Below are 16,045 nucleotides of genomic sequence, written 5' to 3' on the forward strand. Positions count from 1 at the left end.
TGAATTAAGGTGAAAGGTTTTGTTATTTGCTGAACATCCCGTTAGCAAATAGAAAGAAAGTTTTATGTGATAGATTTAGCTGGCCAGCTAAGGAGTAATTACTTTTAGAAGAGAGTTAAGAGGTGGCTTAATGCGCTCTTAACTTCTACGCTCTCGATTGGAGCGGGGAGGGGTGTTTCATTTAACGATTCGGAATTAGTTTCTTGTTCCACTTCGTCATTTGTATTTATATTTTGTGGCAATGCGGGTTCTTCAACAGGAGACAGCGTCTCCGCGCTTGTCTCTGCTTCCTCGGCAGTTGTAGTGTCCACGCTAAGGCCCTTATAGCCCTGTGCGAGAAACGCTTTTGCGCGCTTTTGCGACATACCTACGTCACGCAAGACTTTTTCCATTTCGCGTTCAGTTGGGACTTGTCCTTCTTCAAACATACTCTTTACAGAGTCGATTCGACTTTGAGCATTACAAGGGAAGGTAACGATAGATGTTTCTAGCAGTTCTACTTCAAGCAGTAGATTAGCTTTTTGCTTACTGTCGTATTTGCTATCAATGGTGACATAGCCGATAGACAAACCATCCAGTGCGCCCGCTGACAGTAACAGCAACGCTTCATCAGCTAGCTGTACGCCTTTTGTTAGACGCCCCTTCAAGTAAAGACCTTTGCTGTCTTCGTATGCTTCTTCCCATACTCCGATTACTTTGGTTGTGTCGTGCTGCCAAAGCATTTTAATTTTTGTGCCTGCTTCAACGTGTCGTTTTAAGCTGGCAGTAAACGCGCCTGGCATTGTGATATCTTGCGCATAGTCTTTGAAATTAAAAGTATTTGCGTACCCTGAAATCTCACCAGTCTCTGCGTTAAACTCACTCAGCTTGAAGCGGTAACTTTTCTTCTGACTCATTATTTATACCCTCGTTGTTATTGTTATTTTCGGGTTCTTCTGGCTCAGCTTGTGCTGGCTCTTTTTCTGCATTTACAGCAGCTCGTTGCAGATCTTGGATTTCATCCCAAGTACCCACAAACTCATTGTTGCGTTGGATCTTGAAGCGGTCGCCTTGGTCATTCCTAATGCGATTTAATTCAGCTCTAGCTTCGTTCCAAGTAATAAGCCCAGAGTCCCATAGTTGAGTGATGTTGTTACGCTGCTGGTCTACGTCACCACGTTTTAGCTCTGCTTCATCCAACGCAAAACAAATGCCATATTCATCTAAGTGGTCATTAAACGCTGCTTGGATTCTCGCGATATAAGGAGAGATGGTTTCAGTATAAAAACTCAACATTGATTGGCCGTAGTTGCTGTATTTAACATTGCCTGACCCTGTTAGTAGGTGTTCAGGGATTCGGAAAATAGAGCGAATCTCAGCTTGACCAAATTGACGGCTTTCGAGGAATTGTGCATCTGCGTTGGAAACAGTAATAGGGGTATAAGTTGATTTGCCTTGCAGAATTGCAAGTTTGCCAGTTGCTTTTGAACCACCGGAGAAAGTAGCTTGTAGTACGTCAATATTCTCGTGTACTGCGTCTTCTTCACCTGCTTGCACACCATCTACGTTAACGGAGACAATACCAGCAGGGATAGACGCGGTTTCAGCGAACTTGATACTGTGCTCGCGTTGCAACGTACTTAGCTCAATTGCCTGCCGTGCTTGCGCGATACAGCCTAGCCCCTTCAACAAGTTGCCCGATGCCATCCGAATGTGGAGCACTTCATCTTTGCTGTATTCAGTTTTGTATCCTTGAATACCCATTTGTGGGTTTAGAGAGAGTGAGTAAATTAGCTCACCATTTCGGAGCTGAGGTGTAACACAGGAGGGATGTTCAACGGGGAAGATAGATACAATGCGCTTGCCTGAGCGGTTGATAACTGCGTAGAAATTGCCATCAGTACACAAGTGGTAGATGACCATTTCTAGGAATGCTTGCATTGTTTGGAAGTCATTAGGTTTCTTGGTGAGCACTTTCAGCATTTTGTCTGCGTGAATGCGCTCGTCACCTGTCTCAGTTTCGCGATACAAATAAGCTGATAGTTTGCCTACTGTTTCCGCGATGATCTTGATACAGGCAAGTACAGTTGGGTCAGCTACTGGCGCTACATTCTGACCGCCGCTTCTATAATAGCTAGCGATGTCAGTTGCACTCAGTCCTTTGACCTCAACTTTGCGGTTGAAGTGATTCATTGTTTGCCCTTATTGTTATTATTTGTTGGGGTGTTGCTGTATTTATTGCTTGAGCTTTTAGGTGGGGTAGGTGCTTATTGGCGGTTGTGCTGTACAAATATTAAGCGATTTCCTTACGCTTATTGCTTGAAAATACACTATAATCCTTTACTTTCATGCAATAAGCGTAAGGAATTTCAAGCACAAGCAACTACAAATCCAGTACGCGAGCAACGCCCTTTTTGTACCTAGGTGTTTTCTCTTCGCGATGCACAAATCCAGCAAGTGCAGTGATGATTGCTTTTACGCAGTCAATTTTAAACTCTGAGTGATCGTTCTCTTTCACAACAGACACCAAGTTATACTTATCTACTTCAATACAAGAATTAACCATACACCATTCAAGCACTGCACTTCCTGAGTGACGGAGTTCATGATCCAATACTAGGCGTTCGAACAATTTAGTTGGTTCGTTCAAATCTTTCTTGCCTTGGCCTGTTAGCTTGGCGGGTAGTCTACGCTTCTCTAAATTTCGCTGTAGTTGATAGGCGTTATACTTATCTAGTTCTATGCTTTTTACATTGAACATCCTGCAAGCATCTACTAGTTCATCCTCAATCAAATCAAAGTCACAAGTACATCCACTAGTCAACGTAAAGCTACCGTCCTTCATATTATGCCATTTGGTATAATTCGATTTAGCTGTATCGGTTGCTTCGCTTAGGTTGTCATGCGGGAAGAATGCTTTAGTGAAGCAAGTAATGTTTTCATCCTTATCAATAAACACATACCCGATAGCAGTCAAGTCATCTACTAAACCAATATCCACACCAATATAACAGTCCAAATCATCACGCCCAGCAAAGTCCTCTAGCTTTAAGCTATTATCTGCGGTTGCTCTGATATCATCATACTGGAGCCATTTATCTGAACCCTGCACAAACACATTTAAGTACTTGGTGATAAATTCGGGCCTAGCTGATGGCCGTTTAGCAGCATCGTTTGCTTCATCTTGTAGTTCGTCTAATGGTCGTGCGCCGGAACGTAAAGAAGGATTTGATTTGTGCCACGCAGTTATACTATTAAAGCTATCACCTGCATCAATGGTATAAAGCGCACAGAACAGTGTTTCTGACAGAGTAGGGTCACTGATACCCTTTAGCATTTGCTCGTCTGACTGGAAGCGTTCGTGCCCGATACAGCCAATATATTTTCCTGCGGTACTAATAACGAAAAACATAGGGTTTTCACGAGCCGCCATACTGTGTTTCATAACGTCATACACTTCTGGCGATTTAAATGAATGGATTTCATCAAGTACAATAAGGTGCCCATTCATCCCGTCTAGGTTGTCAGGCTTGCTGTTCTTGTATTCCATCATTGCATTTAAGCCATCAACATAGATGGCATTATTGATTATTCGAGGATTGAACACATCTTTTAGGACGCTTTGTCTAAGCATCTTCCTAGTATCATCGAATACGATCCTGGCTTGTCTACCTGTTGGGCCCGAAGTGAAAACATCAGCACCAACTTCACCATCCATAAGCAGCATATAAAGCGCGATGCCGCACGCTAACGTACTCTTGCCGTTCTTACGTGCCACGAATACGTCTGCATATCTAAAACGCCGCAATACGCGACCTTCTGCTGTTGGCTGCTTACGCACCCAGCCAAATAGACTACCAACAATAAACTGTTGCCACGGTAATAATTTAAATGCGCCTGCTTTACCCTTTACGTGGCTTAGGTATTTGTAAAAATCAATTATCTTGAAAGCATAATTGTTGCTGAACTTGTAATTGAAACCTTCTGTCTTTGCGCGTTGCATATCGATGATATGGCGCACAGCGGCTAGCTTAATGTTCAAGCAAGTTTCATCTTTGTATTTGGTAAGCGCCTCATAACAGTACTGATGTACCCATCTAGGGTTTTGCTCTTCGTCCTTTAAATTGAAGTTGTATTTCTCTATATCAATGCCATAGGTCTTGAACAGGTTTATGTCATTTACAAAGTCCTCATAATGCAAAGCGTTCCAATCTTCGTATGTCATTTCCATTACAGATCATCCTCGCCAATTTGTGGCTGGGACTGCATGGCTTTTAACAGTTCTTCACGCTTTAGTTTTGCTTCATTGTTTTCAAGTTGGAGGGCTGCTTTTGATTTAGGTGTTAGGCCAAGTTCCTTTAGCCCTTCAAAGATATCTTTGTATGCTTTATCTCTCGCGTGACAACTAGGGTTGATAACTTTGCGTACTTGTCCTTTGTCGCCTACTTGATCAATGCATTCTCCGTTTACATCTACATCATCTTGCGCGGTTTTGTATGATACAAAGCGAGCAGCCAACAGGGTAATAAGCACATTGAATTCATCTGGTGAGTCTCCTCTTGCTTCTAGGGCGTCACAAATCAACTTATGGAAGCGTGTACCTAGTGCGTTTTTTGAGGTTATATTGAGGGGTTTCGTCATGTTTGCTCCTTTTATTATTTTTATAATTCGTAGAAAACAAGCGAAATAACGCCGTTTTCTTTTAAGAAAGTGACGTTTTCTTTAAGAAAAATGCAGAAATATGGCCATTTTCGACCATGTGTGGTTTTTCCGTGTCAATGCACGGAGAAAATTGCAAATATCAGGAATTTGCGGAGGGGGTGTTTAATGCTGTTATAGCGTGGTGGAATCTGCGGGCTATTGCGTGGCTGGGGGAAATGATTTTGAAAAATCGAGTTGGTCTAAGAAACACTGCGCGTTCGCTGTATGTGCAACGTGCAAAATTATTTTCGAGGTAGCCCCCTATGTTCGGTTGCAGTGTCACGTGGTATCATCCAACTGTTTAACTATTGGGTATCCTTATGCTGCTTTATAGAATGAGTCGCGCCATTAGAGGTGTATTTGGTTTAACGTCTACAGCACTTACAGTGTCGGCTATCCTGTGCGTCGTCGTCATCGCGATCAATGCGCTTGTGTGGAATCACCTAGTAGAGCCATTCAACGGAGCTGCCGCACTTGCATCGGCAGGTATAGATCTGCTGCTTGCGTATGTAGCTGGTTACATCTTCTATGTCATCACATCAGTGTATCCAGAGTACAAGAAGCAGCAGCTAATATACTGTACAGTAATGCGCGATGCTTTTATGGATATAGCTAAAGCATACGCTGATCTAATAAGTGACTTCGCATTCAACAGCAAGCATATAGAGCCGTTAGATGTGTTTATAAAGTATGGCTCAAAAGAAGGTCAGCAGTTATTGGTTGATGCAGCAAAACCATTAATGCTTACTGGTGGTGATGGTATCCACATTTATAAGTCATGGCTTACATATATGACAGCAATGAACAACATTGAGAAGAAATGCATCGAGAAGATGCTACGGTTCGATAACGATATAGAGCTAAACATTCGTGTATTGCTTGTCGATTTGCTTCATACAGATTACGTACATGCTATTGGAATCTTAAACATGCTACATGATAAGGAGTCTCCAAGACCGTGCATGGACATTATATATAAACTACACATTCACTTGCGTATGTTGATGGCACTGCAAAATCATATACTGTCTGTTGTATTGGGTAGAAAGTTATAATGCTTCTTTATTATTTCTTGTAAAGCGCATAGTGCCTTTCTTTGAGCGGCCAAGGTAAGTGCAGTTGAGTTGTCTTTCTATATCCTGTGGAGTTAAAAATGGAACAACATAAACGCACTTACCATCTATCTCAATTCTCATTGTTATTCTCCATCATCCCAGAAAAGGCCAAACATACCATATGATATAAATTGCAGCGGGTAAGCCAGCAACAACTGATAATGTAATATTCATTCTGGATATCCTGCAACTAACATATAAGTGAACTGGTCTTCTTCTGACAGATCATCAAGCGCAAGATTAAGCACATTAGGTATAGCATTATAATCTCTTATTGCTTCCGCTATTGAGAGTTGTTTTGGTAAGCCTAGCTCGGTCCAGTACTTATATAGTAACTGTTCAAGTACATCGAAGCCTGCCCGTAAGTAATAACACGGGTGCATAGATGGGTGTATTGCGTGTTGAAATGCAAGTACTGCTTTGTATTCATTTAGTGTCACGTTTACCTCCGCATACGACTTCCTTAAACCATTTGATCTGTTCCTCTTTAGTTAGGCCCTTTGGCATAACGTAGTGTGGGCCTTTTGCTGCTCTATCTAGGTCTCTTCTAATCCAACGCTGTCTGGTCTCTAGTGTTGGTGTTACTTTGTAGATCATTCTTGCCTCTTTAAATGCTCCAGCCAAGACACATTAAGCAGCGTTTCAAATTGCACAACATCTAGTTGGTTAGCTTTGCATTTGAGTTTTTGTAATTTATTTAAGACATTTGCACAGGCTGCTTTGATATGGTCTTTGTTTGTATCTTTGTTCATATTGATATGCAAACATTCAGTGAGGTACTTTGTATCATCACCTAAGTCTCTATTAAATGCATAAACAACAATTGAGCCGTTATACATTTCACTATGCACAGTGCAGCCTAGAATAGCGCTAAGCGCCTCAGTATATTTCTTTATGTTCTTGTGCAACGCATCGGTGAAATGGTTAGCTTGTATATTCATTAAGCAAATCGCACTTACAGTAAACACGCCAGCTTTGGTAATACGTGTCATTGAAACTGGCGTTAGTGTAATGTTTGCTGTTGTCATTAACTCAGCGGTGTTCATTGTGCCTCTTCTTTGTTTAGTTTCTTAGCTCCACGATATTCAGCTATTTCAGTAGAAATGCAGTACAGATAAAAAAACGCAAGCAACACTAACTGACGTGGTGTATCTGGTGTACTTTCGACTGCATAATGAGAAGCCCCAAGAGCACCAACAAGAACGGTAATAAGCGAACAGAACCAAACTGTTTGCTTTTTAGTTTGTCTGTACTCTGGTTTGTATCGTTCCTGTCTCTCATATGAACCATCGTACCCAATGTATAGCCAAAAAATCATAGCAAAGCCATACAAGTAAGTGGTGTAATCAGTAAAATCTATCATTGTTCCATATTCCTTTTTAACATATCTAATTTGGTTTTTTCTCCAGTAAGCTCTAGTTGCACTTTGCCTGTTTCATCTAGTATTGAGAGTTTATGGAAATATATAAATCTGCCGTGTTGATACGACTTTATTTGTTCAACGTCACAGGTGTAAGTATCAGGCAGCTTATAGGTTTCTAGGTACTTCATTGTTTTTTCATCTTTCAAACAACAATAAGTGAAGCACACAGCAAGCAAAATAAAAATCATAAGCATAGTAACAACAATGCCCATACCTGGGCCTAGAAAGTAGCCAGGCACGATTATCATTGCAAAGAAAGGCACGTAATACACTGAGTACTTGATTAACGCCTTTGGCATTGTAATAAACACTGCTTGCAGAATAACAACTGCGGTTTGTTTTAGAATTTCAAAATCTATCATTTGTTATCCTTCTTCGGTAGCCAAGTATCCTTGAACTGCTGTTTGTTTTCTTCTGGAGTGAAATACCAAAACAGGTCGATCATCATAAAAAAGCCAATCGGCCCGATGATCCAGCGTGTTGCTTCAAAAGACATACCATAATACATCATCACACTTTGAAATAGTTTCAGTGCAGTTATTTGACCCAGAAGGGCCATAGTAATGATTGAAAATGTTTTCATTCTTCTCTCTTTATTATTGTTATTGTACTAATGTAGTTATTGTTTTTTAAGTTCGTGTAGCCAACGGTGGTAAAAGCGTCCTGCTGGGCCTGTCCTGCGTTCTCCGTTGACGTAATAGCTACATGTAGGCACTGTAGCAGCTTGCCCACACTTGCCCTCCAAAGCGCAGAGAGCGCGTTTGTCGCGCTCCTCTATAACTTGCTTATTCATTACTGCTCCTTATTGATGCCGTAACAGCACACCACCTTCAACGCCGTAGCAGGCTTCTTTGTGCTCTTGGAATTGGATGGGTAATGAGTTTGCGTTTAGGCAAATAATTTCTTGTTGTGCTTGTACTATTTCTTCCAGTACTGTTATGCGCTTTGTTTGTTGGTTATCTATGTAACCCATACAAATAGCACTCGCGATAATTACGATCGCGGTTATAACGTTGGCTATTTTGTTCTTCATATCCCATCTCCATTTGTACAAAAATCATTTGTGACGTTTTATTTCGTCCTTTAAGTGGTCCTCTATATAGTCCACTGCTACCTTTTCAGCTGCATCCTTTGCAGCACTAGCGGCCAATTTTACTGCCTCATCTTGTATTACGCGACCTAGGAATTTCTTGATTGAGTTCCAGATATTCATAATTAGCTCCGTTGATACTCAGCGTCTAGTTGTACACGTTTAGCGTACCATTCAAGTGATTGTGCTTGCTGCTCTGCCTCTGGGCACTCGAAGCCATATGAGCCGCTTACTTCGGTATAATCGCCATCTTCACCGCGCAACAGGAACATTACTTCGCCGTTAGCTTTGACAAATTGAATTACGGTAGTGTCGTAGATTGGGGCTTTAAATCCTTCCATTTTTATTTTCCTTATTTGTTGTTATTGATATGGGAGCATTGAATTGAACCAGCTTCTACCATCGTAGCTTTCAATACGCCTAGCTTTTCTGGATCAGTGATTACACGGTCATTGCAGTTGATTGTGTGCGCTGTATCGTTGATAACAGGGTGACATTTAGTAAGTCGCGGACTTACCAGCTTAGTTTCATCAGCTAGCGGCACTTGTGTATTGATACGTTGGCCTGGAGCAAGCAGCCAACAGTCGAACCGCACTCCGAGTTGTTGTGCTTCATAAAGTGCTTTGTATTGTTCTTTTGTAAATTGTTGGGTTACGATATTCATTTATTTTCCTCTTCATCTAAATTTATGCCGTACATTGCGGCGGTAAAGCCTGTCTTGTCATCTAATATTGTGCGGATGGTATCTTGGTCTTTTGAAATATCACTGTCCATTGTGATTATTTCTTTGACACTTTCAGGAACTACGTATCCCTCTTTTTCTAATTCAAACGTAGCTACGCTTCGGCGCACCTGTAAGGTTGAACGTATAATAAGTTTTTCTAACTTATCTAGATTACCCGCCATCCTTTGGGTAACTGTGCTCAGCTCCTCGTCCATCTCAACCCCTCATCATCGCTTTTAGCATTTCGATATTTGCTTGTTCCATCTGTTGTTGTTTGTACCACTCTTCACGCATAAGCATTAAAGTAAGCTCAATCGTCTTCTCTGACATATCTTTATCCTTTTGCAAATTATTGCTCCTACTTTATTTATTATAACAATTACACGCTTTCTCCCACGGAATCGCTTGTGGTATCACTTCCTATCTTTGAACGATGCCCAACCAAATGCACGAACAGCCAAGTACATTAGTTGTGCTTGCGAACTTTCTACGCCTGCTTTGTGCATTTGTTCTTTGAATAGTGCATCGGCTTCTTTACGGGTCACTCGCATTTGCTTTGTACGGTACAAGTAATCGTGTGCAACGGCTGCGCCAGTATATAGACCAAATGGAGGATAAATGTTCCAGATGCAGCGGGGCACTGATGCTAAGTCTGTCACAAATCCTTTAGGGATGGTGAAACTCATGTGCTCGCTCAAGACGTAGTATTCTTCGTGCAGCTGCCAATTCAAATCATCCAGTGGCATTAGAATAGGTTGGGCGTAGCACGACCCAATAGGTTGCTTATATTGGAGGTTGTTATTCATTGATACCCCCAGCAAATGGATCATACATTAGCTCTAAGAGAAGTTGTCTTGCATCGGCATCAGTAAGCGCAATGTCTTCATCAGTGAATGGATCGATAAAATCAAACGCCAAGCTGCCGTTATTATTTGCTCCGATAGAGATAAGAATAAGTTCATTGTTGAACAGAACAAGCCGTCCATTTAAATCATTTACGTGTACACTTTTCATAAAAGTCCTTTTATTATTATTGTTTTTTCTTGATTGCCCAGTTGATGATGTCTGACGGGCTCAGTACCTTTCCGTTCAAGCGCTCTTTGCGAGCTTTTGCGGTCTTTCTGTTGTGGCAGGATTTACATAGGGCTTGGAAGTTTGACTTGGTGTATCTAAGATCCCAGTTGTCTTCCAGTTCAATAATGTGGTCAACATCAGTTGCTGGGTGCCAGATGCCCTTTGCTTTGCAATGCACACACATTGTATTTTTGATCAAATAGCGAGTTGCTATACCGCGCCATTTTTTTGAGTTGTAGAATGGGTCGTTTTGGCCTTGACCTAATGGGCCTTGTTGTTCAGTCATTGTTGCTCTCCTTTTTGGTATTTATGGATCGCTGGTATTTCGTATAATGCTGTACATTTATTAAGCAATTTCCTTACGCTTATTGCATGAAAATACACTATAATCCTTTACTTTAATGCAATAAGCGTAAGGAATTACACACAACAAAAAAGGCCCCGAAGGGCCTCAGTTACTTGTTTACTTGCTTGCGTTATGACCTAAGCAACTGCATTAGCTGCTTCTCAGTAAAGCCACCAAAGTTAGTCCCGTCATCATGTACAAGCAGAACTGGCCCAGTGCAAACAGGTGCCCCATTGATGTAAGTGTGTTCAGGCATGAACTTAAACAGTTTGCTGTCCCGTGGCACACGCCAAGAAGGGTAAACACCTAAAGCGTTATCTCCCATGAGCAGTGCCCAGCCATCGCCATAGTGCAGCACAGCGATCAAGTCATCCACTGCGCTCTGTAGCTGTGAGAGCCGATCACGCTTACTGTCCATCAGCACCATGTCTTCCATCAGTACAGGCACATCGAGGCTTTGAACGCTGAACTTCATAAACAGTCTCATACAAACTCCACTTGAATCATTTGTAGTGTTTTAGTCCGTGTAGTACTGTGTTGTGCAGCGAGGTGCGGATCACCGCCCCGGTGGGGATGGCCGGCCAGCCGCTGGCGCGGGCGCTCTCGCCGTTGCTGCAGGCCCACCCCGGACTGTGCATCCAGATCATCGCCGACGACGAGAAGCGGGATCTCATTGCCGAGCGCATCGACGTGGCGCTGCGGGTCGGTACGCTCTCGGACTCCACTTTGGTGGCGCGCAAGCTGGGCCAGACCCGGATGTTGCTGTGCGCCTCGCCCGCCTATCTGGCGCGCAAGGGCACCCCGCGCAGCCCGGAGGCGCTGCTGGAGCACGACTGGCTGGCCGCCGATATGCTGAGCGGCGGCCTGACCTTCTTCGACGAGAAGGGGCAGGGGCACAGGGTCAAGCCCAAGCCGCGGGTGGTCTGCAACAACGTGCTGCCGCTGCGCCAGTTCACTCTGGCGGGGCAGGGGGTGTCGCTGCAGCCGGAGGGGGAGATCGCCGACGATCTCGCCTCGGGTCGCCTGCTGGAACTGCTGCCGGGCTTTCGGGTGCCACCCATGGAGATCCACGCCATCACCCCGCAGCGGGAGATCCCGGAGAAGGTGCGCCGGGTGATCGCCGCCCTGCGCAGCCACTTCGCCGAACCGGTGGGGGCCGCGGCGACACGTCCGTAGTCCGGGCAAGGAAGAAGGCCGTTCCGGTTGGCCGGATCAAAAAAGAGGGCAGCCCGCGGGCTGCCCTCTGTCGATGCAAGGCCGGTGAGAACAGGCCCGGCGGCCTCACTTCATGTAGAGGCCGCCGTTGATGGCCAGGGTCTCGCCGGTGATATAGGCACCCGCCTCGCTGGCAAGAAACACCACGGCGGCGGCGATCTCCTCCGGCTTGGCCAGTCGGCGCATGGGGATGTCGGCCTTGATGCTGTCGAGGATGTCGGTGCGGATCGCCTCCACCATGGGGGTGGCGGTATAACCGGGGGCGATGGCGTTGACCGTCACTCCGAAGCGGGCTCCTTCCGCCGCCAGCGCCTTGGTGAAGCCCAGCATGCCCGCCTTGGCGGCCGAGTAGTTGACCTGACCGAACTGTCCCTTCTGACCATTGACCGAGGAGATGTTGATGATGCGGGCATCGCGCTGCTCGCACATGGCGTCGAACAGCGGCTGGGTCACGTTGTAGAGACTGCACAGGTTGGTGTGGATCACCTCGAACCACTGCTCCGGGGTCATCCGCTTGAAGGCCCCGTCCCGGGTGATGCCGGCATTGTTGACCAGCACGTCCACCCGCCCTTCATCCTGCAGCAATCGGCCCAGAGTGTCGCGGCACATGGCGGTGTCGGCGACGTCCAGCGCCAGCAGCCGCACCTGATCCGGCCGAAAACCCTGCTCCCCGTACCAGTCGTGCGCCGCCGCCCCGTTGGGGCTGGAGTGGGTGGCGATAATGCGATACCCCTGGGCCAGCAAGGCGGTGGTGATGGCGGATCCGATGCCGCCACGGGCTCCGGTGATCAAGGCAACTTTCTTCATCTTGGCTCTCCCTGCATAAAAGATTCGAACGAGGACTTTATGGGCTTTTTGAGGTAATTGATATATTTGTTTTCAAACAATCTGACAGGCAAACGCGTCACTTTTGTGACAGTCTGCCAAGCTGGCTTGACGCGCCGGCGCGAAGGGGCGGGCAAGGCCCTGGACAAGGGGGCCGGGGTGAGCGCAGCGGCCAGCGCTTGCCGCCAAGGTCGCGGCCATGTTTAATGGGGCCCTTGCGCGCAGCGCCTTGCCGACAGCCAGATCCGATCTCGTCATGACCAGCTTATCTACCATCCCCGACGCAGTGCCCCAACCGCACAGCCAGCTGACCCGCATCGAGCGGGTGCTCGACTACATCCACGCCAACCTGGATCAGCCGCTGGCGCTGGCCAAGCTGGCGGAGCAGAGCTGCTGGTCGCGCTGGCAGTTGCAGCGGGTGTTCCTCCATGAGACGGGGCTGACGGTGGCCCACTATGTGCGCGAGCTCAAGCTGAGCCAGGCGGCAGAAGCGCTGCTCTCTGGTCGCCAGCGGGTGCTGGATCTGGCGCTCTGTTACGGTTTTGGCTCCGAGGTGAGTTTCAGCCGCGCCTTCAAGCAGCAGTTCGGCTGCTCGCCGCTGGCCTATCGCAAGCGGGGTCTGCGGTTGGGGCTGCGTACCCCCCTGGTGCGGGCCGCGCTGCCGCAACCCATGCCTGCCAGGCTGGTACAGGTGCGGATCGAGAGTCAGGCGGGCTTTATCCTGCACGGGGTGAAGGGGCAGATCCGCGGGCTGTTTGCCGCCGCCCCCGACTTTCAGCAAACGGTGCCCGCCATCTGGCGCGCCCTGCGCACGGCGGGCGGTTTGCCACCCGGGCAGGAGCGGGTGGGGGTGGTGGATGTCCGTGGCGCCGGCGAGTTGCTCCCTTACTGGGCGGGCAGCATGATGGAGGAGGGGGCCAGCTTGTCCGTCGGTCTGGCGCGCCTCCCGGTACCGGCCCAGACCTACGCGGTGCTAAGTCACGTGGGCCCGGTCAGCCAGCTGGGGCAGACCCTCAACTGGTTCATCCTGCACTGGCTGCCGAGCTCCGGCTATCGCGGGGTGGACGGTTTCGAGCTGGAGCGTTATGCCCCCGATTTTGACGGCAACCAGCCGGATGCCCGCATGGAGTACTGGCTGCCCGTCGCCCCTCTCTGAGCTGACCACCTCTTGCCCGGCGGATGCCGGGCGCTGCTATCCCTCTTTCCTTTTTGCTGCGCCAGGCTTTGCTACCCATTCGACATCGCCTGCGTGTCTGCCGTCAATTGAGGTTGCCGGATGGGGCCAGGCTGGCCGCATTTTCTCTCTCTTCAGCGCCAACATGCCCCAAATTGTTAATTCAAGGGCAAAATGACCTAATAAAATGCAAATGAGATTTGTTACTATTCAATCATTGCATTCGAGGATCAGATGTACGCCACTCACCCCCCTTTGACCCTGGTCGCCGCGACTATCTCCGCCCTGTTGGCTGGCCCTGTGCAGGCAGCCGCCACCGAGCGCCCGACACAGACCCGGGCCGACGAGACCCTGACCGTGCTCGGCGAGACCTATCGCAACACCGCGACCAAGACCCGGCTCGACCCCCTGGAGACGCCCCAGGCCATCTCGGTGGTGGAGGGGGACACCCTGGAACAGCGCGGCGTCAGCTCGGTGAGCGAGGCGCTGCGCTACGTGCCTGGCGTCAACACCGAGCTGCGGGGCGGGGCGGTCAACCGGCTGGATCTGTTCAACATCCGCGGCTTTGACAACTACCAGAACTTCTACGACGGCCTGCTGCTGCAGTACAACGACTGGAACCTGCAGCCCCAGATCGATCCGGTGGCCATCGAGCAGCTGGAAGTGTTCAAGGGGCCCACCTCCGTGCTCTACGGCAGCATGCCACCCGGCGGCATGGTCAACCTCATCGCCAAGCGCCCCCAGCGGGAGAGCAGGCACAGCGTCAGCGTGGCGAGCGGGACGGGCACCCTCAAGGAGCTGACCCTCGACAGCACCGGTGCCCTCAACGACCAGTTTGCCTATCGGCTGGTGGGGCTGGCCCGTCAGAAAGAGGGCCAGGCGGTGACCTCAGAGGAGGAGCGCTACGTGCTGGCACCCTCTCTCGACTGGCAGTTGAGTGAGCGCACCCTGCTGAACCTCAACCTCTATTACCAGAAAGACCCGCAAGCCGGCATCTACACCACGGTGCCCGCCAGCGGCTCGGTCAAATCCAACCCGCTGGGCCAGCTGGGCAGCGATACCTTCCTTGGCGATGAAAACTGGAACCACTACAGCCGGGAGGTGACCCTGCTCGGCTACAAGCTGAGCCACGACTTCAACGCCAACTGGCAGTTGCTGCAAAACGCCCGCTATATGGATGCCTCGGCCAATCAGCAGAACACCTACAACGCGGCGCTGGCGGCCGATAACCGCACCCTGGCCCGCAACGCCTACCTGACCGATGAAGAGTCCCGCGGCTTTGTCATCGACAACCAGCTGGCGGGCAAGGTGCAGACCGGCAAGGCCCAGCACAACCTGCTGCTGGGGGTCGATTACCAGTATCTGGATGCACGCATTCTCTACCGGGATACCCTCGACTATGCCGCCCCCGTCATCGACATCTTCAACCCGAACCACCAGCAGATAGTGCCGGCAGACCTGGTCTTCAACTATCAAGACAACCGAACCATCCGTCAGTACCAGAGCGGCCTCTACCTGCAGGATCAGGTGCGCCTCGATCGGCTGGTGGCCATCGGCGGCGCCCGCTACGACCGCTACCGGATGGACACCGACAGCCGGACCCTCTATCAGGGGGCGGCGAGCAACACCCTGGCCCAGATTGATCAGGACAACCTCTCGCTGCGCCTCGGCGCCCTCTACGAGCTGGATCACGGTCTCTCGCCCTATGTGAGCTATGCCGAGAGTTTCGAGCCGGTGGCGGGAGCGGATAAGCAAGGCCAGGCGTTCAAACCGGCTACCGGCCGGCAGTGGGAGGGGGGGCTCAAGTTCCTCTCCGAGGACATGAGCAAGACCGCCACTCTCTCGGCGTTCCACATCACCAAGCAAAATGCCCTGGTGACGGATCCGGACAATGTCTACGGGCCCAAGCTGCAGACCGGCGAGATGGTCTCCAAGGGGGTCGAGCTGGAGGGGCGCGTCGACCTCACCAGCCGCTGGGATCTGGCGCTGAGCTATACCCGTCAGGATATGGAGATCACCCGCGACACCACCAGCCTGCAGGGCAAGACCCCGGTCTGGGTGCCCAAGCAAATGGCATCGCTGTGGAGCAACTACCTGCCAGCCGGTCCGCTGGCAGGGGCGCGCCTGGGGGCTGGCTTGCGCTACGTGGGGGAGGCCCAGCTTGATGCCGCCAACACCGACACAGTGCCGGATTACCTGCTGATGGACATGGCTGCCTCCTACGATCTGGCTCAGCTCAGCCAGCGCCTGCAAGGGGCGGAGGTGTCACTCAGCGCCAGCAACCTGTTCAACAAGACCTACTACTCCTGCTACGACCAGAACAACTGCTGGTTCGGCGCAGAACGCAGCGTGGAGGCGCGACTCAAATACGTATTCTGA

General features: G+C 49.0%; 22 protein-coding genes and 1 pseudogene. 4 read left to right on the forward strand and 19 right to left on the reverse strand.

Translation table 11 applies throughout. From position 1 onward, the window contains the following. Nucleotides 1-104: 104 nt before the first annotated feature. The 4 genes from R2E40_RS10125 to R2E40_RS10140 all read right to left on the reverse strand — a co-directional run bounded on the left by R2E40_RS10125 (nucleotide 105) and on the right by R2E40_RS10140 (nucleotide 4,620). Nucleotides 105-896, reverse strand: coding sequence for an HK97 family phage prohead protease (locus R2E40_RS10125; protein ID WP_318165378.1), 792 nt, complete (start codon nucleotides 894-896; stop codon nucleotides 105-107). Beyond that, nucleotides 859-2,172 carry a phage portal protein gene (locus tag R2E40_RS10130; RefSeq protein ID WP_318165379.1) on the reverse strand — a complete coding sequence of 438 codons (1,314 nt, stop codon included), beginning with the start codon at nucleotides 2,170-2,172 and terminating at the stop codon, nucleotides 859-861. Before R2E40_RS10130 ends, R2E40_RS10125 begins: the two co-directional genes overlap by 38 nt. Nucleotides 2,173-2,362: 190 nt before the next feature. Next, the gene (locus R2E40_RS10135; protein ID WP_318165380.1) at nucleotides 2,363-4,210 is read right to left on the reverse strand and encodes a terminase large subunit; all 1,848 of its coding nucleotides are present in this window, start codon (nucleotides 4,208-4,210) and stop codon (nucleotides 2,363-2,365) included. Beyond that, a complete protein-coding gene (locus R2E40_RS10140) occupies nucleotides 4,210-4,620 on the reverse strand; it encodes a P27 family phage terminase small subunit (RefSeq protein ID WP_318165381.1) in 411 nt (136 codons plus the stop codon). The genes R2E40_RS10135 and R2E40_RS10140 overlap by 1 nt, the downstream gene beginning before the upstream one ends. 380 nt (nucleotides 4,621-5,000) lie before the next feature. On the opposite strand from R2E40_RS10140, the gene R2E40_RS10145 reads away from it, so the two are divergent. After that, the gene (locus tag R2E40_RS10145; RefSeq protein WP_318165382.1) at nucleotides 5,001-5,735 is read left to right on the forward strand and encodes a hypothetical protein; all 735 of its coding nucleotides are present in this window, start codon (nucleotides 5,001-5,003) and stop codon (nucleotides 5,733-5,735) included. On the opposite strand, the gene R2E40_RS10150 is transcribed toward R2E40_RS10145, so the two are convergent. From R2E40_RS10150 to R2E40_RS10215, 14 genes are all read right to left on the reverse strand, one after another. After that, nucleotides 5,730-5,876, reverse strand: a complete 147-nt coding sequence (locus R2E40_RS10150) for a hypothetical protein (RefSeq protein ID WP_318165383.1) — start codon at nucleotides 5,874-5,876, stop codon at nucleotides 5,730-5,732. The two genes, R2E40_RS10145 and R2E40_RS10150, sit on opposite strands and share 6 nt — an antisense overlap. A gap of 512 nt (nucleotides 5,877-6,388) precedes the next feature. After that, complete coding sequence (locus tag R2E40_RS10155; RefSeq protein WP_318165384.1) at nucleotides 6,389-6,841, reverse strand: hypothetical protein; 453 nt, start codon at nucleotides 6,839-6,841, stop codon at nucleotides 6,389-6,391. Next, nucleotides 6,838-7,158: a hypothetical protein gene (locus R2E40_RS10160; RefSeq protein WP_318165385.1), complete on the reverse strand. Its 321-nt coding sequence runs from the start codon at nucleotides 7,156-7,158 to the stop codon at nucleotides 6,838-6,840. Before R2E40_RS10160 ends, R2E40_RS10155 begins: the two co-directional genes overlap by 4 nt. Then, nucleotides 7,155-7,580 (reverse strand): hypothetical protein, encoded by a 426-nt coding sequence (locus R2E40_RS10165; protein ID WP_318165386.1) that lies wholly within the window; start codon nucleotides 7,578-7,580, stop codon nucleotides 7,155-7,157. The genes R2E40_RS10160 and R2E40_RS10165 overlap by 4 nt, the downstream gene beginning before the upstream one ends. Further along, complete coding sequence (locus R2E40_RS10170) at nucleotides 7,577-7,801, reverse strand: hypothetical protein (RefSeq protein WP_318165387.1); 225 nt, start codon at nucleotides 7,799-7,801, stop codon at nucleotides 7,577-7,579. Before R2E40_RS10170 ends, R2E40_RS10165 begins: the two co-directional genes overlap by 4 nt. A 219-nt stretch (nucleotides 7,802-8,020) precedes the next feature. Then, nucleotides 8,021-8,251, reverse strand: coding sequence for a hypothetical protein (locus R2E40_RS10175; RefSeq protein ID WP_289973919.1), 231 nt, complete (start codon nucleotides 8,249-8,251; stop codon nucleotides 8,021-8,023). A 24-nt stretch (nucleotides 8,252-8,275) separates the two neighbouring features. Further along, on the reverse strand, nucleotides 8,276-8,431 hold the full coding sequence (locus R2E40_RS10180; RefSeq protein WP_318165388.1) for a hypothetical protein: 156 nt from the start codon (nucleotides 8,429-8,431) through the stop codon (nucleotides 8,276-8,278). A gap of 2 nt (nucleotides 8,432-8,433) precedes the next feature. Further along, the gene (locus tag R2E40_RS10185) at nucleotides 8,434-8,649 is read right to left on the reverse strand and encodes a hypothetical protein (RefSeq protein WP_318165389.1); all 216 of its coding nucleotides are present in this window, start codon (nucleotides 8,647-8,649) and stop codon (nucleotides 8,434-8,436) included. Between the two features lie 11 nt (nucleotides 8,650-8,660). After that, nucleotides 8,661-8,972: a hypothetical protein gene (locus R2E40_RS10190; protein ID WP_318165390.1), complete on the reverse strand. Its 312-nt coding sequence runs from the start codon at nucleotides 8,970-8,972 to the stop codon at nucleotides 8,661-8,663. Next, complete coding sequence (locus R2E40_RS10195) at nucleotides 8,969-9,247, reverse strand: hypothetical protein (protein WP_318165391.1); 279 nt, start codon at nucleotides 9,245-9,247, stop codon at nucleotides 8,969-8,971. The genes R2E40_RS10190 and R2E40_RS10195 overlap by 4 nt, the downstream gene beginning before the upstream one ends. 198 nt (nucleotides 9,248-9,445) lie before the next feature. Then, the gene (locus tag R2E40_RS10200) at nucleotides 9,446-9,862 is read right to left on the reverse strand and encodes a DUF1353 domain-containing protein (RefSeq protein WP_318165392.1); all 417 of its coding nucleotides are present in this window, start codon (nucleotides 9,860-9,862) and stop codon (nucleotides 9,446-9,448) included. Further along, nucleotides 9,831-10,046: a hypothetical protein gene (locus R2E40_RS10205; protein WP_318165393.1), complete on the reverse strand. Its 216-nt coding sequence runs from the start codon at nucleotides 10,044-10,046 to the stop codon at nucleotides 9,831-9,833. The genes R2E40_RS10200 and R2E40_RS10205 overlap by 32 nt, the downstream gene beginning before the upstream one ends. 16 nt (nucleotides 10,047-10,062) lie before the next feature. Next, nucleotides 10,063-10,392, reverse strand: coding sequence for an HNH endonuclease signature motif containing protein (locus tag R2E40_RS10210; RefSeq protein WP_318165394.1), 330 nt, complete (start codon nucleotides 10,390-10,392; stop codon nucleotides 10,063-10,065). Between the two features lie 190 nt (nucleotides 10,393-10,582). Next, nucleotides 10,583-10,939 carry a hypothetical protein gene (locus R2E40_RS10215; RefSeq protein WP_318165395.1) on the reverse strand — a complete coding sequence of 119 codons (357 nt, stop codon included), beginning with the start codon at nucleotides 10,937-10,939 and terminating at the stop codon, nucleotides 10,583-10,585. A gap of 50 nt (nucleotides 10,940-10,989) precedes the next feature. Between R2E40_RS10215 and R2E40_RS10220 the strand changes: the two are divergent. Continuing rightward, a pseudogene (locus tag R2E40_RS10220) lies at nucleotides 10,990-11,628 on the forward strand (substrate binding domain-containing protein); the annotation flags it as partial. Between the two features lie 105 nt (nucleotides 11,629-11,733). Here R2E40_RS10220 and R2E40_RS10225 read toward each other — a convergent pair. Next, nucleotides 11,734-12,474 carry an SDR family oxidoreductase gene (locus R2E40_RS10225; protein ID WP_011705821.1) on the reverse strand — a complete coding sequence of 247 codons (741 nt, stop codon included), beginning with the start codon at nucleotides 12,472-12,474 and terminating at the stop codon, nucleotides 11,734-11,736. A gap of 274 nt (nucleotides 12,475-12,748) precedes the next feature. Between R2E40_RS10225 and R2E40_RS10230 the strand changes: the two genes are divergently transcribed. After that, nucleotides 12,749-13,648 (forward strand): AraC family transcriptional regulator, encoded by a 900-nt coding sequence (locus R2E40_RS10230; RefSeq protein WP_318165396.1) that lies wholly within the window; start codon nucleotides 12,749-12,751, stop codon nucleotides 13,646-13,648. A 252-nt stretch (nucleotides 13,649-13,900) separates the two neighbouring features. Next, complete coding sequence (locus R2E40_RS10235) at nucleotides 13,901-16,045, forward strand: TonB-dependent siderophore receptor (RefSeq protein ID WP_318165397.1); 2,145 nt, start codon at nucleotides 13,901-13,903, stop codon at nucleotides 16,043-16,045.

Origin of the sequence: Aeromonas sp. CD, from assembly GCF_033349375.1 — a bacterium.
Classification (GTDB): Bacteria; Pseudomonadota; Gammaproteobacteria; order Enterobacterales; family Aeromonadaceae; genus Aeromonas; species Aeromonas hydrophila.